The 14,197-nt window shown below is 66.3% G+C and carries 11 protein-coding genes and 2 pseudogenes; 3 read left to right on the forward strand and 10 right to left on the reverse strand.

The window, feature by feature from the left end; all coding sequences use genetic code 11:
- Nucleotides 1-222: 222 nt before the first annotated feature.
- Complete coding sequence (locus MRBLWH7_RS01875; protein WP_341998625.1) at nt 223-1,167, reverse strand: DUF1254 domain-containing protein; 945 nt, start codon at nt 1,165-1,167, stop codon at nt 223-225.
- A gap of 284 nt (nt 1,168-1,451) precedes the next feature.
- On the opposite strand from MRBLWH7_RS01875, the gene MRBLWH7_RS01880 reads away from it, so the two are divergent.
- The 3 genes from MRBLWH7_RS01880 (at nt 1,452) to MRBLWH7_RS01890 (ending at nt 3,284) form a co-directional block, all read left to right on the forward strand.
- Complete coding sequence (locus MRBLWH7_RS01880) at nt 1,452-2,333, forward strand: alpha/beta hydrolase (RefSeq protein ID WP_341998628.1); 882 nt, start codon at nt 1,452-1,454, stop codon at nt 2,331-2,333.
- A gap of 226 nt (nt 2,334-2,559) precedes the next feature.
- Nucleotides 2,560-2,775 (forward strand): hypothetical protein, encoded by a 216-nt coding sequence (locus MRBLWH7_RS01885; RefSeq protein WP_341998630.1) that lies wholly within the window; start codon nt 2,560-2,562, stop codon nt 2,773-2,775.
- Between the two features lie 68 nt (nt 2,776-2,843).
- Nucleotides 2,844-3,284: a hypothetical protein gene (locus MRBLWH7_RS01890; RefSeq protein WP_341998632.1), complete on the forward strand. Its 441-nt coding sequence runs from the start codon at nt 2,844-2,846 to the stop codon at nt 3,282-3,284.
- A gap of 184 nt (nt 3,285-3,468) precedes the next feature.
- On the opposite strand, the gene MRBLWH7_RS01895 is transcribed toward MRBLWH7_RS01890, so the two are convergent.
- The 9 genes and pseudogenes from MRBLWH7_RS01895 to MRBLWH7_RS01935 all read right to left on the reverse strand — a co-directional run bounded on the left by MRBLWH7_RS01895 (nt 3,469) and on the right by MRBLWH7_RS01935 (nt 14,106).
- Nucleotides 3,469-3,828: a hypothetical protein gene (locus tag MRBLWH7_RS01895; RefSeq protein ID WP_341998634.1), complete on the reverse strand. Its 360-nt coding sequence runs from the start codon at nt 3,826-3,828 to the stop codon at nt 3,469-3,471.
- Nucleotides 3,829-4,073: 245 nt separating this feature from the next.
- A pseudogene (locus MRBLWH7_RS01900) lies at nt 4,074-4,208 on the reverse strand (glyoxalase); the annotation flags it as partial.
- A gap of 30 nt (nt 4,209-4,238) precedes the next feature.
- Nucleotides 4,239-5,474 (reverse strand): annotated as a pseudogene (locus MRBLWH7_RS01905) (IS3 family transposase).
- Nucleotides 5,475-5,732: 258 nt separating this feature from the next.
- Nucleotides 5,733-8,249, reverse strand: coding sequence for a signal peptidase I (locus MRBLWH7_RS01910; protein WP_341998636.1), 2,517 nt, complete (start codon nt 8,247-8,249; stop codon nt 5,733-5,735).
- Nucleotides 8,250-8,286: 37 nt separating this feature from the next.
- Entirely contained in the window at nt 8,287-8,898 is a 612-nt protein-coding gene (locus MRBLWH7_RS01915; protein WP_341998638.1) for a hypothetical protein, read from the reverse strand.
- A 314-nt stretch (nt 8,899-9,212) separates the two neighbouring features.
- On the reverse strand, nt 9,213-10,904 hold the full coding sequence (locus MRBLWH7_RS01920) for a glycoside hydrolase family 13 protein (protein ID WP_341998640.1): 1,692 nt from the start codon (nt 10,902-10,904) through the stop codon (nt 9,213-9,215).
- 57 nt (nt 10,905-10,961) lie between these two features.
- Nucleotides 10,962-11,783 carry a carbohydrate ABC transporter permease gene (locus MRBLWH7_RS01925; protein ID WP_342001860.1) on the reverse strand — a complete coding sequence of 274 codons (822 nt, stop codon included), beginning with the start codon at nt 11,781-11,783 and terminating at the stop codon, nt 10,962-10,964.
- Between the two features lie 98 nt (nt 11,784-11,881).
- A complete protein-coding gene (locus tag MRBLWH7_RS01930; RefSeq protein ID WP_342001862.1) occupies nt 11,882-12,751 on the reverse strand; it encodes a sugar ABC transporter permease in 870 nt (289 codons plus the stop codon).
- A gap of 86 nt (nt 12,752-12,837) precedes the next feature.
- Nucleotides 12,838-14,106, reverse strand: a complete 1,269-nt coding sequence (locus tag MRBLWH7_RS01935) for an extracellular solute-binding protein (protein ID WP_341998642.1) — start codon at nt 14,104-14,106, stop codon at nt 12,838-12,840.
- Nucleotides 14,107-14,197 lie beyond the last annotated feature (91 nt).

Consider the following 14,197-nt stretch of genomic DNA (forward strand, 5'->3'; position numbering starts at 1 on the left):
TGAATGATCCGGCAACATGCGTCGCCCATGCATCGAACTGGTGGTGGCATTTCCACGACAGCTTGGCGGCGAAACGGTCGACGTGTTCGGACCGCTACCGCTGACGTATCTCATCGAAGTCGGCCAGCCGATGCAGGACCAACGTCGCCCCCTTCCCAACTGACGCGATCCTGCCGAGACTGCCCGCACAGGATGCAATCCGTCATCGAGTACGCACTTTAGTCAGCTGTGCTGCACGAGCTGGGGGAAGGTCCAGGAGTCGTCGCGAAGCTCGGGGCGGGGGCGATACAGGCGGATGAGATAGTTCCAGCCCTCGGTGATGGGCAGCGCGTTGGGGGTGCCTTCGGGGTAGGTTCCGAAGCGGACGGTGATGGTGTCGTCCGGGTTGCGGACGCCGGTGATGTTGTTGATCGTGTACGCGCCGTGTTCGTTCGGTTCGAAGTACCCGGCGGCGTTGTACACCGAGATCGACCAGAACCCGTCGACGGGAACGTCGCCGACGGTCAGTTCGTACTGGCCGACAGGGAGCCTCGGGTTCACGCCGATGTAGCTCGCCTCGCTCGAAGGCAGCCCGCCCCAGCCGGCCGCGGTGCCGATCAGATGGCGCACCGGATCGACCTCGTCGGGCGCGCCGAAGGTCCGGTCGAACCCGGTGATATTGCTAGCAAGCGCGAGGAGCGCGTTGCGCGTTTCATCAAGAGTCGCGCCGTCGTACACCGGCATCTCGAACGGCTGCGAAGACCGTGCTCCGAGTTGGATGCGATCCTGGATCTCTGCGACGGCTGCCACGTCCTCAGGGTCGCTCGGATCGACGAGGACGCGGATCGCGATCACCACGTGCGGTGTGCCGAACTGTTCGATCGACAACTCGTACGTGCCGGCGTCGTGGAAAACGGCGTCGACGTAGTGATGCTCGTTGACGACCATGGCCGATAGATACCGCTCGCCGTGCTCGGGGAGAGTGAGTGCCGCCCCGGCGGTGATGTCGACCACCGCAAAGCTGTACAGGGTGTCACGATTCATGCGAATCACGGTCTGGTTATCGATCGCCGCGGGTTCGCGATTGTGGAGCAACCGGTTCACGCCTCCGGCGTTCTCCTGGAGGTCGTGCATCATCCGGTGCGTCTCAGCGAGCGCGAAGTTATCCACATTGACGAGGGTGGTCATGAAGTCGATCATCGCAGGATCGAGCCGTAGGGGTGACGGCGTCCTCGACCGCCCCTAGGCAAACCCCGCGATGGTGCCGGCTATCGCCAGTGTTCTCGAGAAGGAACCGCGCTCCACGGGTGTCTTGCGGGGGCGTCCGCGTCGACGGTCTCGTCGATCGGTGCGCCCTTGCTGATCGGTTGAGCGAATGGCGGTCGGCTTGCGAGGCGATCGTCGACCCGCTCAAGCGGGTGCATTACGATCCGACTACCGCGCCCGTAGACGCTTGCGCCGAGAGGTAGATGATGGATCGTTCGACGTCGCAAGTTATCGACACCGTGCATGGTGCCATCGAGTGCATCGACGCTGGGGATGGTCAGCCGGTGTTGTTCGTCCACGGCTCTCCGGGTGGCGCGGATCAAGGTGCGCTGATGGGCGCATTTCTGTTGGAAGCGGGCTTTCGAGTCATTGCTCCCGCGCGGCCCGGGTACGGGCGGACGCCGCTGACAAAGGAGAATCGCACGCCCGCCGCGCAAGCGGTGCTGCATGTCGACCTCATGGACGCGCTCGGTCTCGAGCGGGCGTCGGTGGTGTGCTGGTCCGGCGGTGGACCATCGACGTACGCACTGGCGACGACGCACTCCGCTCGGGTGGACCGTGTGGTCGCGATCGCCGCGGTGAGCGGAGAGTTCCGCTTCACCGGCATCACGGAGTCACGGCTCATGGCCGGCTCCGGAGGACGATGGGTCATGGATCAGCTCGTCCACCTCGCCCCGAAGTCGGTTGTTCGCTCACTCGCGAAGGAAGAGGGCCACCTCGACCCGTCGCACCTAGCCGCCCTCGTCGATCACATCTGGAACGACCCGGCAAAACGCTCGTTCGCTCTCGAGCTCGCGAAGTCGGTGACCGGCTCCGAGCGAAGGGCAGGGCTCAAGAACGACCAGGCGACCTTCCCGGAGATCGTGGACCTCCGTCTTGCCGAGGTGACCGCACCGACACTGTTGGTGCACGGCACTGCTGATGCCGACGTACCGCCCGATCAGAGCGAGCGGGCGCGCAGGTCGATCCCCGGCGCCGTTCTCCTGCCTATCACCGATGGCACCCATATCGCAGCATGGACCGACCCCACCAGCGAGAACGTGCAGGCGCAGATCATCGCGCACTTACGCGGAGCCAGCACCAACTGAGGCGACGTCCGCACGATCTCGCGCGAACACAGAGCGAGCAGTGCCGCCCCCAGTGGTCACAGGATCGCCGCCCCAAGAGCCCGGTTGTTGTGCGCGCAACTTCGGCTGCGTAGCGGAACTTGACGCCTCGAACAGTCGACCGATGGCGGATCGATGAGCGGGCATGCATTAGTGGCCTTGACGCACCTATCGTCGGGCCTGAGTTCTCTGATCCGATCGGGGTTGCATGATCGCCAGGTTTGCCGAGTTCTACGTTCGAGAATGCTTCGCACTCGGGATCATGATCGGCCTCGTACCCGCAGCCTTCCTGCCGTACGAGCGGCACCTCAAGAACGTCGGATTCGTCCCCGCGGTCGTCGTGTCGCTCGCTGCCTGCGCAGTCCAGTTCAAGCACGCAAGGAAGCCTGGCGACGGCGCTGACCCTTTGACCGCCTGGCGATGAGGATCTGTCGACCCGCGCGCAGCGCGCTCAGCGCGACGGTGCCTCTGTCCGCGCCCTACGCTGGAGCGATGACGGAGCCCACCCTGCCCGAGCGTCTTCGGATCCGGTGGGGTTGGTTTTTCGTCTGCATAGGGCTCGGTCTCACAGGAACCCTCATCGGACTGCAGATTGCTCCGCCCGCGGACAAGGTCGCGTATGTCGCCGGTGTTCTCGGCGCCGTCGGCACTACGCTGCTGCTCGTCGGCGTCGTGGTGCTGCTGCTGGAGCGGCGCATCGTCGCAGCCGCCGCGAAGGTCTTGCGCGGCGCGGCCGAAGAGGCGCGCACCGGCATGAATGAGGAGCTGCGTGCCCAGGTCAGCGACCTCGAAGACCGGCTGGCCCGAGTCTGGGAGACCGGAGCCACGGACCCCCAAGGCATGGCCCGGAAGCACGACGAGACACGCCAAATGACAGACGAGTTCACGCAACGGATCGTCGATGAGACGACGCGCGCGTCCGACGACCGGTAGGCGATTCGAGCCCACGGGCACTCCACCGTGCGTGCGACGTCCGCCAAGCGGGGCAGCCAGGAGATGTGTGATGCGGGCGGTTGATCGTCCTCGAGCGTGCGGGTGCATGTAGTTAGGAAGCGGAGCCGTCAGCTCCCGCAGCTGACGTCAAGCCCACCACTCCGGGCCAGTTCATTTCGGTTCCTCAGCCCGGACCGTTGGGATGGGTCAGATCGTATGCGCGGGAAACCTTGTTCGGTACGACCATGCGCCAAGCGTCAACGACGAGCTCACGGGCCTCAGCCGGGTCCAGCGACGCAAGATCTGCGTGGACCCAGTTGAAGCGCAAGTCTGACGCCGATGGCATCTGGAACTTGCGTGGGTCACCGCCGACCAACGCCGCCCGTTCCTCCTTCGGAAAGGCGAAACCCATCACGCTCTCGTCGAGGGAGAACGCCACGTAGACCATCTGACCGACGCGGAACTTCAATCTCCCGCGCACATACACCTGGTACGAGCGCTCCAACGCGCCGCCTAGTGCACGGACATCCTCGATCACCGCCATCTAAATACCCGCCTGATATGCGCGTGACAATGTCCCCGTTCGCACGCTGTCAACGACCACATCTTCCTGTCGATGCTGATCATGCGCAACGTGGGAACGTCGACGCGCGGGATCGACCGCCGCGTTCGTGGCATCCGCGACCGATGGCGTGTCGGTGAGCGCGCCGACTCTCGGCTGAGCAGCAGGACGGAGCGCTTGACGGAGTCGAACGAAAGCGCGTGGCCCAGCGAGCGGCCAGAATCTCCCTAAGTGCTCTGGGGAGCGACGAGTTCGACCTTGAATCGTTCGCCGTTCTCGAGGAACGCCGCGTAGTGGTCAGGTCCGCCTGCCCACGGGTGGCGGTCGGCGTAGAGCTGCGACCAGCCATGATCGGGCGCGGACATCCACATGAATCGGCCTGACTTTCGTTCCTATCGGGAGCCTTGTCCGGCAGGTGCCGGGTGGGCTGATTCCAGGTCAGCGTAGTACGCGTCCTCGACCTCGATCGGGGTGCGCATGTCGAGTTCGCCGTGGAGGCGCTGGTTGTTCCACCACCACACCCACTCGAGGGTCGCGAGCTCGACCTGCTCGACGGTCCGCCACGGTCCGCGCTGACGGATCAGCTCGGTCTTGTAGAGGTTGTTCACCGCCTCGGCCATCGCGTTATCGAACGAGTCGCCCACGGTTCCCGTTGAGGGGACGGCGCCGAGTTCGACGATCCGCTCCGTGTAGACCATCGCGGTGTAGTTCGACCCGTGGTCCGCGTGATGGATAAGCCCGGTGAGGCGCCCACCGGCACCCCAGGCGGCCATGTCGCGCCTGCATCGGCAGGATCTCCGACCGCAACGTGGCGGCGACGTTCCAGCCGACGATGCGGCGCGAGTAGACGTCGGTGACGAAGGCGACATAGGCGAACCCGGACCACGTCGCGACGTAGGTCACATCACAGACCCATAGCCTCCTCGGCGCGGGAGCGGTGAAACGACGGTTGACGAGATCGGCGGGCAGCACCGCCGCCTTGTCAGAACGCGTGGTGAACACCCGCTTTGACTTCCGAACCCCGCGCACTCCGGCGAGCCGCATGAGGCGCTCGGTCTGGTCCCGGCCGATGTCCCAGCCTTGCCTGCGCATCAGCGCATGCATCTTCCGGCGGCCGTAGACGCCGTAGTTCTCCGCGTGCAGCCTGGCGATCTCCGGGACGAGGAGGTCGTCACGCAGTTGACGTGCCGACGGGGCACGGCCGACGGCGGCGCGGTAACAGCGGGAGGTGAGGAAGCCCTGCACTGCCGGTCGGAGGACGCGGCAGATGAGCTCGACCCCGAAACGACCCCGGTACTGGTCGATGAACCGGATCATCTCGGTCAGGGGCGGTCGAGCTCCTTCGCGAAAAACACGCTCGCGGCCTTGAGGATCTCGTTCGCCTTCCGCAACTCGGAGACCTCCTTCTCGAGCTGCTTGATCCGCTGAGCGGCGTCGGTCGTGACGCCGGGCTTGGTGCCGGCATCAACTTCGTATCGGCGCTGCCACAGCCGCAGCGTCTCCGGGCTCATCCCGAGCAGCCCGGAGACATGTCGGACCGCGCTCATCATGTTCGGGTGCGACGGCCGGGCCTCGGCGAGCATCCGCAGCGCACGCTCGCGCATCTCCGGCGAGTACTTCCTGTTCATCGTGTTCCATCCTTGCTTGAAGAACGGAACGAAAGTCAGGCCGATTACCGTACCAGACCGAGCGCGCCGCGGCCACAGCCCAAATGCCGGTCCATGAGCGAGTCAGACGCCGGATGGTTCAATTCACTGATCGGTACACCGATCCCGCGAGGCGATCTTCCAGTTCTCCCAGGTCCGTGTCGCTGCAGGTCGCGGCTTCCAGCAAGGAAGGGTGCTCGCGGCCGCAGGTGGTGCATTCACTCCGCCGACCGGGGGGCGCTAGAACTCCCGGTCCAGGGCGCCGGGTTCGTTGACCGGGGCTCGTGAGGAGGGTGTCCCGGTGAGGTTTGTGACGGTTGCGGTCGGGGTCCACACCATGGTGGATGGCGTGGTGACGGTGCGTAGGCTGGTCGCGCCGGTGGCGACGCTGCCGAGGGTGACGGTGATGACGGTCCCCGGCACTCCGTTGATGGCGGTGGTGGTCGCCACCATGGTGGCGTTGTAGACGACCGTCTTGCGTGGCTTGGCGTAGTTCTGGTTGAGGTTGACGGTGCCGAGGTTCACGGTGCTGCTCTGGCGCTGGATGTCGATCGTGTCGCCGTTGTTGCCCAGCCCGATGAGGTTGCCGTCGCGCAGGCGGACGGTGACCGCCAGAGCGCTGCCGCTCCAGCCGGGGGAGACGGTCGCGGGGTTGACCTGCTGGCTGTAAGTGAAGGTCATTGCGTCGCCGCTGCCGAGCCGTCCCGCGATCGCGGAGCCGTTGGCGGTCTGAATGTCCGTGCCGCGCAATGGGCTGTTGTCGACGCGGCGGGCGGCCACGGTGGCCGAGATCGTCTCCCTCGCCGCGGTGTCGGTGAGGATGGCGCGGAAGTCGTAGAGCCCGTCCGCCAGCGTTCGGGTGTCCCAGGTGCACGTGTACGGGGTGGTGGTGACGGTGCAGGCTGTCGTCCAGCTCGTCGTTCCCGCGGGGGCGTACTGGATGCCCACGGACGCCACCCCCGCGGTCGAGTTCGCCGCGGCGGTCAGCGCCACGACCCCGGTGAGGTACTCCCCGGGGTCTTGAAGGGAGACAGAGGAGATCGTGTTGTTGACGGTGCGGTTGGCGACGGTCGCGGATGTGGTGCTGAGCCCGGCCGCGTCGGTTGCGACGGCGCGGAAGCTGTGGCTGCCATCGGGCAACGTGGTGGTGTCGAAGCGGCAGGAATACGGAACCGCGGTGACAGTGCATAGGTTTGTCCACGGGCCGGTGCCGGCCTGGGAGTACTGCAGTGCGACCTGGGCGATGCCGGAATGGGCGTCAGCGGCGGTGGCGGCGAAGGTCACCGTTCCGCTCAGTGGGGTGCCCGGGTCGGTCATGGTGACGGTGGGCGCCTGGTTGTCCACGAGGACATCGGTCACCGGCGCGGAGAACGTGCTGGTCGTGCCGGCGGCGGCGACCGCGCGCAGGTCGTAGTAGTCGTTGGCGAACAGCGTGGTGACCCACGAGCAGTTGTACGGCGCGAGGACGGCAGCGCACAGCGTCTTCCAGTTGTTCGCCCCGGCCACGGAGTACTCCACCCGCACCGAGTAGACGCTGGTACCCGGGCTGTAGAGCGTGGTCTGGAGGTTCACCGTGCCGCGCTGGATCTCACCGGGATTCGACAGCACCACCACTAGGGCGTTCGCGACCACGGTTTCCACGGTGGCCGAGGTTGCGGCGTGGGCGGCATTGTCGGTGGCGATCGCGCGGAGGCTGTAGGAGCCGTCCGTGACCGTCTTGGTGTTCCAGGTGCACGAGTACGGCGGGGTACTCCTGGTGCACACCGTGGTCCAGGACGAGCCGTCGGACCGGAGGTACTGGATCGCGACGTCGCGGATCCCGGATTGGGGGTCGCTGGCGGTCGCGGTGAGAGTGAGGGTGTCTTTCACCGGAGTCCCGGGGTCGGTCATGCTGACCTTGGGTGGCGCCCAGTCGGCGGCTGCCCGGAAACTGTTCCCGGCATTGGCGGTCGTCGACGTGAACGCCGCAGACGTGAAGCCGGATGCGCCGAGCACCACCAGGACGCACAGTGCCAGGACGAGAACGACGGTGACCACCGTTCGAAGCCGCCGCACCGCGACCCTGCGGTTCGCGGTGGGCAGAGCGGTCGCCGAAGGCGAGTCGGCCGCGGCAAGACTGCTGACCGCAGCGGGTTCGCCCCCGCGGCCGCCCGCCGGGTCGACGGGTATCGGGGGGCTGGCATCCGTCGTGCCCTGGGGGATCGCCGTGGGGCGGCTGGCGTAGACCGCGGCTGCGACGGCGAGCACCGTCACGGCGGCCCACAGCGCCAGGGCGGTCAGGTTGCCCGTGCTCAGCCAGAGGCCGGGCAACCCGATATAGGGGATCAACAGTCGGGCCTGGCCGGTGATCTGCTCGCGTTCGAGCGGTGTGCTGTCGACATCAGCGTTCGCGTCGCCGGCGGTGGTGAACGTCCCGTCGTCGTTGACGCCGACGATCCGGTGCAACCTGGTCTTCGCCCGCCCGTCCGGTTCCGCTTCGGCCGGGCTCGTGAACTGGACGACACCGCCCACCGGCACCGGGTCACTGCGATCGAAACCGGCTGCAACCACGACATCGCCGATGCTGATGTGCGGTTCCATCGAGCCGCTGCGCACCACACTTGCGTGCCAGCCCAAGAGCGCGGGCAGCACGGCGATCACGGCAAGACTGAGCAGCACGCCCAGGTACAGCCGGGACACGGTGGCCGCGATGCACGCCGCCCAGCCGTCCGCGGAGAACAGTCCGCCCGCAAGTCGTCCCGGTGGCTCGGAGGTCACAGGGGTGTCATTGCCACGTCGTCAGCCGAGTCGTGGCCTATTCGTCAGATTGCAACTCCCAGACCAGGTCGATGCCGACGCTCGCACCCTGCAGCGCGTCGATCTGCTCCTGCGTCATGCCGGTGGTGTCGAAACGCCAGGTCGCCCGGTAACTGCGGGTCTCCCCGTCCGTTCCGGCGGTCTGCCACGCCGCCCCGCCGGTCGCATAGTCCGCGTGGGTCGTCGCGAGGGTGGACAGTGGCTGATCCGCGATGGCGGCGCCAGCCGCCGTGAACCCGGTGCAGTCATTGAAGGAGCCGCCGGTGCCCTGTTCCACTTGGAGGAAGATCCGATCCTGCAGACCGTTGGCGGGCACGAGATTGTCGGAGTAGAGCCGCACCTCGCCGGGAACGGTCGCGTTAGAAGTAACCACAATGCATTTCTGGCCCGTCTCGCCGGGAACGAGGTTTTCGACGTTGAACGCGGCCGCGCCCAGGTCATCGTCGGTCAAGAAGACGCTGCCGGTGCTCCAGGAGTTTCCCGCATTGCGGGTGGTGGCTGTGAATGCGGCTTGTGAGCCCTGCCAGACCATTCCGCCGGCAATCAGCACGGCGACGGGCCCCGCGGCGAAAGCGGCAATGGTGCGAGTCCGGGTAGATGGTGTTTTCATGACGCGACCTTTCAGTTGAAGCAGCTGAATAGGAGATCGTGCACGGGACAGTGTCCACTCGGTGCGCAAACTCAACGAATAGTGGCAGAAGCAGTAGCACTCAGCCTTCGCGAATTTCGATGGCGCCACAAGTCGGCCATTTGGGGGACAACACCGACCACCCGAATCCGACAGCCGAACCGGGTCGGGACGCCTCGATGGACCCTTGCGGGGGTGAACTCGTTCCGAGGGTCGAAGCGGCGCGGGTGACGATCGTCTCGCGCGTCGCCCCGAACCTCGTCGGCGACACCAGATCGGGTTCAGTCACCCACGGATCATGCCCCCGAGATCCAGACGGTCGTCTCGCCCGGGAGCTCGCGGCCCTCGAAGTGCCGGCTCGAGAGGGACGTCGCTCCGCCCTCCGGCAGCTGGTACGGCTCCTCGCCGAAGTTGGTGAAGACCGTCCACCCGTTCGGGCGTCGGAAGCCCAGGACGTCGTCGCGCCCGGTCTTGATCCACTCCAGCGACTCACCGGTCTGCAGCAGCCGGCGCAGCGCCAGCCCCTGACGGTAGAGCGCGAGCGTCGACCGCGGGTCGCCGTCCTCGACCGACACCGCGCACTCCGCGAACCACGACGGCTGCGGCAGGTGCGCGCCGCCGTCACCGAAGCCGTACGAAGACCCGTCAGCCGACCACGGCAGGGGGACGCGGCATCCGTCTCGTCCCACGTCCTCACCGGGGCTGCGGAAGAACGTCGGGTCCTGGCGCGCCGAGTCCGGGATCGACGCGACCTCGTGAAGGCCGAGCTCCTCGCCCTGGTACACGTATGCCGACCCCGGAAGGGCGAGAACGAACAGGGTGGCGGCGCGCGCGCGACGCAGCCCGCGCTCGCGATCGAGCACCGGCGTCTTCCCGCCCGACAGCAGCCACTCGTTGCCGTGCTTGCGCGTCGGGCGCCCCTTCTCGTCGCGCTCGGCGTCGGGCAGGCCATAGCGCGTGGCATGGCGCACGACGTCGTGGTTCGACAGCACCCACGTCGTCGACGAGCCCGACTCGGCGGCGAGCGCGAGGTTGTCGCCGACGATCGAGCGGAACTGCGCCGCGTCGAAGTCGGCCTCGAGCAGGTCGAAGTTGAACGCCTGGCCGAGGCTCTCGGCGCGCGCGTACAGCGGGATGCGCGAAGGCTCGACCCACGCCTCCGCGACGGCGGTGCGTGGCGGGTCGTACGAGTCGAACACCTCGCGCCACTCCGCGTACACCTCATGCACGTCGTCACGGTCGATCATCGGGTGGTTGCCGTCACGGGGCATGGCGTCGAGCTCGGCCTGCGAGGGCAGTGGGTCGACGAAGTCCTTCGTGAGCATGTGCGCCACATCGATGCGGAAGCCATCGACGCCGCGGTCCGACCAGAAGCGCAGCGTCGTGACGAAGTCGGCGCGCACCTCGGGGTTCGACCAGTCGAGGTCGGGCTGCTCCACCGCGAAGTTGTGGAAGTACCACTGCCCGTCGGCGACGCGCTCCCACGCCGACCCGCCGAACACCGACACCCAGTCCGCGGGCGGCTGGGAGCCGTCGGGTCCCGTGCCGTCGCGGAAGATGTACCGGGCCCGGGCCGCCGAACCGCGCCCGGCCGCCAGCGCCTCCTGGAACCACGCGTGCTGATCGGAGGTGTGGTTCGGCACGATGTCGACGACGACCTTGATCCCCGCGCCGTGCAGTGTAGCGAGCATCTCGTCGAAGTCTTCGAGTGTGCCGAGGCGGGGGTCGACGTTGCGGTAGTCGGCGACGTCGTACCCGCCGTCCGCCAGGGCGGAGGGGTAGAACGGGCTCAGCCAGACCGCATCGACGCCGAGCTCCTTCAGATACGGCACGCGTGAGGTCACGCCTGGGATGTCGCCGATGCCATCGCCGTCGGCATCCGCGAAGCTCCGCGGATACACCTGGTAGACCACGGCCTGACGCCACCAGGCGGGCAGCTCGAGGTCGTTGAGCTTGTTGGTCAGGGGTGCCGAGTGCACAGTCGTCACGGGGACGCGATTCCTTTCGAGGTGATTTCTTTCGGTGGGGAACGGATGCCGAGGGCCTCAGCCCTTGACGGCACCCTGGGTGACGCCTTCCACGACCCATCGCTGGGTGAAGAGGTAGACGATGATCGCCGGTGCCATCGCCATGAGGTACGAGGCGAACGACACGTTGTAGTTGTTGCTGAACTGCGTCTGGAAGATGTTCTGCACCACCGGCAGGGTCTGCAGCGCGGGATCGGAGATGATCAGCGACGGCATCATGAAGTCGTTCCACGAGGCCAGGAAGGCGAAGATGCCGACCGTGGCGCTCATCGGCGCGAGCAGCGGGAAGATGAGCCGCCAGAACGTCTGGTTCGTGCTGGCGCCGTCGATCCGCGCGCTCTCTTCCAGCTCGGCCGGGATGGAGCGCAGGAACGCGGTGAACAGCAGGATGCTGAAGCTCAGCCCGAACATGATCTTCAGGATGATCACGCCGGCGGGGTTGTCGAGTCCCGTGAGTCCCGTCAGCTGGATCTGCGGCAGCGCCACCACCGGGAACGGCAGGAACAGGGCCGCGAGCAGGTAGTAGAACGAGTAGCGGAAGAGCTTGCGGTCCCAATTGCGGGAGATGGCGAAGGCCGCGAGCGCCGCCAGCACGATGGTGCCGGCCACGGTGAACACGGTGATCAGCAGCGAGACCGTGAAGGCCCGCGGGAAGTTCGTCAGCTCCCACGCCGCAGTGAATCCCTCAAGGCTCCACGGCGTCGGCCAGGTGAAGGCGTTGCCGTCGACGGCCTGGGACTGCGTCTTGAACGCCATCGTGACGGTGACGTAGAGCGGCACCAACACCGTGAGCGTGCAGAGGGCGAGCACGATGGTGCCAGGCCAGTTGACGCGCTCCATGGCGAAGCGGGAGCCTGCCCGCTTGCGGGGCGCGTCCCCGTCGAGCACCCGTTCGGCGTTGATGTCCTCGATTGCGAGGGCTGCTTGGGTGGAGGACATCAGAACACGTTCCTTCCGCGAGTGAGACGGAGTTGGAGCAGGGCGAGGGTGAGCGCGATGAGGAAGAAGATCGTCGCGTTCGCCATCTGGTAGGCGTAGTCGCCGCCCGAGAAGCCGGTGAAGATCGTCATGGCGATGGAGCGGGTGGCGGTGCCGGGCCCGCCGTTGGTGAGGCCGACGATGATGTCGTAGGCGTTGAGATAGTCCTTGAAGCCGATGATCACATTGATCACGACGTAGCCCGAGACGAGCGGCAGTGTGATGCGCGTCAGCTGCTGCAACTTGCCCGCGCCGTCGATGTCGGCCGCTTCGTACACGTCGCCGGGGATCGACAGGAGGCCCGCGATATAGATCAGGAGCGTTCCGGGGATCGCCTGCCACGCCGTGACGATCGCGATCGCGACCCACGCGAGGTCGGGGTTGGCGAGGATGCTCTCGCTCATCCAGCCGATGCCCCACAGCTGTCCTAGCGCCGGCACGGAGTTGGAGAACAAGAAGTTGAAGACGTAGGCGATGATGATGCCCGAGATCACCATGGGGATCACGAAGATCGTCCGCAGCCCCGTCTTCAGGCGCACGCGGGAGACCAGTCCGACAGCCAGCAGGAACGCGAGCACGTTGACCACGATCACCACGACGAAGGCGAGCCAGAAGGTGAAGAGGTAGCTCTGCAGGATCGCCGGATCGGTGAAGACGGCGATGTAGTTGATGATGCCGACGAACTCCCAGTCGCCGAACCCGATGGAGTTGGTGAAGCTGAAGAAGATGCCGATGACCGCGGGGACCGTGATCGCCAGTGTGAACAGGATCAGTGCGGGCACCAGGTAGAGGTAGTAGACCCCGTCTACCCGTCGGCGCGTCTGCGGCATCGTCGCCGCGCCGGTGCGCCGGCCCGTCTTCGGCGCCGTGACGGCGGCCGTGGTGGTTGCCATGAGTGCGTTCCTCTCGTATCGCGCTATTGGCGCAGCGCCAGTCGGGCCCAGTCGGCGTCGAGTCGCGCGAGCGTGCGCTCGGGGTCGTCGCCGGTGACGATGCCCTGCATGTAGTTGTCGGTCGGGATGGTCAGCGGGATCGCCTTCGAAGCGCCCTGGTAGAACTTCGCGGAGTCGTAATACTCCTTCATGCCGAGGATGCGCTCGTCGGTGACGGGCGCCGAGTCTGTCGTGGTGCCGTAGCCGAGGAAGGCGGCGTTGTACTCATCCATGACGTCCTTCTGGAAGAGGTAGCTCAAGAAGTCGCGCGCCCCCTCCTTCTGGTCGGAGGCCTCCGGGATCCACGCGGCGAGGTCGATGTTGACCCTCACCTTGTTGTCGTCGGGATCGTCGGTCATCGGCAGCGGGAACGTGCCGAGGTCGAGGTCGGGGTTCGTCTTGTCGATCTCGCCGAAAGCCCACGGCCCCTGCAGGTACATCGCCGCTTCTTCTTTGGCGAAGGCGAGGTTGCCGTCGCCGTAGCCTCGGCTGGCAGCATCCGGATTCGTGTAGTTCTCCGTGAGCTCGACCATCTGGTCGACCGGGTCGATCATCGTCTTCTCGAACGACACCGGCGAGTCGGGGCCCACCTCGGTGCCGAGCTCGTTCATCTGCTCGTAGAAGTCGGCCACATCGACCGCGCCGCCGACGGTGTAGTCGAACCATCCCTGTCCCACGGTCCACGGGTCTTTGAAGGTGGCGTAGAACGGCGTGATGCCCGCCTCCTTCAGCGCGTCGCAGACGGCGATGAGCTCGTCCCACGTGGTGGGCACTTCGAGGCCCTGCTCTTCGAAGATGCGCTTGTTGTAGATGACGGATGCCGCCATCACCGAGTACGGCAGCACGCTGGTGCGCCCGGGGTAGGTCGCGTACTGGTCGACGAGGTCCTGCACTTCGGGCAGGATGCGGTCGGCCTCGGGCATGTCGCTCAGGTCGCTGAGGGCGCCGCGCTCCATGAAGCGCGCCATCTCCATGTTGTAGTTGAGCAGCCCGAGGTCCGGCGGGTTTCCGCGCAGGAAGCCGGCCTGCAGGTTCGACGAGGTGTCGAACACGACCTCGACCTCGTCCTGGCTGGCGTTGTACTCCTTGATGAGATCGCGGAAGTAGGGGATCGCCTCGGGCTTGCTGAGGTGGAATCTCACCTCGGCGGGCCCGGACGACGCGCCGGCGCACGCGACCAGCGAACTCCCGGCGATCGCGAGGGCGGCGGCCGCTGCGCAGGCGCGGCGGACGGTGACGGATGCTGCAGGCACGACGTTGTCCTTTTCCGTGGAGCGTGGGGGTGACACGTTGCTTCGGCTATTAGATTTAACGACCGAATCAATTCGTTGTGGACCATAATGA

The sequence above is a fragment of the Microbacterium sp. LWH7-1.2 genome, assembly GCF_038397755.1.
Classification (GTDB): Bacteria; Actinomycetota; Actinomycetes; order Actinomycetales; family Microbacteriaceae; genus Microbacterium.

Excerpts from the sequence above, each read along its gene's own strand:
- MRBLWH7_RS01890 (WP_341998632.1), top strand. The coding sequence starts at position 2,844 with ATGACGGAGCCCACCCTGCCCGAGCGTCTTCGGATCCGGTGGGGTTGG.
- MRBLWH7_RS01895 (WP_341998634.1), bottom strand. The coding sequence starts at position 3,828 with ATGGCGGTGATCGAGGATGTCCGTGCACTAGGCGGCGCGTTGGAGCGC.
- MRBLWH7_RS01885 (WP_341998630.1), top strand. The coding sequence starts at position 2,560 with ATGATCGCCAGGTTTGCCGAGTTCTACGTTCGAGAATGCTTCGCACTC.
- MRBLWH7_RS01880 (WP_341998628.1), top strand. The coding sequence starts at position 1,452 with ATGGATCGTTCGACGTCGCAAGTTATCGACACCGTGCATGGTGCCATC.
- MRBLWH7_RS01925 (WP_342001860.1), bottom strand. The coding sequence starts at position 11,783 with ATGGAGCGCGTCAACTGGCCTGGCACCATCGTGCTCGCCCTCTGCACG.
- MRBLWH7_RS01930 (WP_342001862.1), bottom strand. The coding sequence starts at position 12,751 with ATGCCGCAGACGCGCCGACGGGTAGACGGGGTCTACTACCTCTACCTG.
- MRBLWH7_RS01875 (WP_341998625.1), bottom strand. The coding sequence starts at position 1,167 with ATGACCACCCTCGTCAATGTGGATAACTTCGCGCTCGCTGAGACGCAC.
- MRBLWH7_RS01915 (WP_341998638.1), bottom strand. The coding sequence starts at position 8,898 with ATGAAAACACCATCTACCCGGACTCGCACCATTGCCGCTTTCGCCGCG.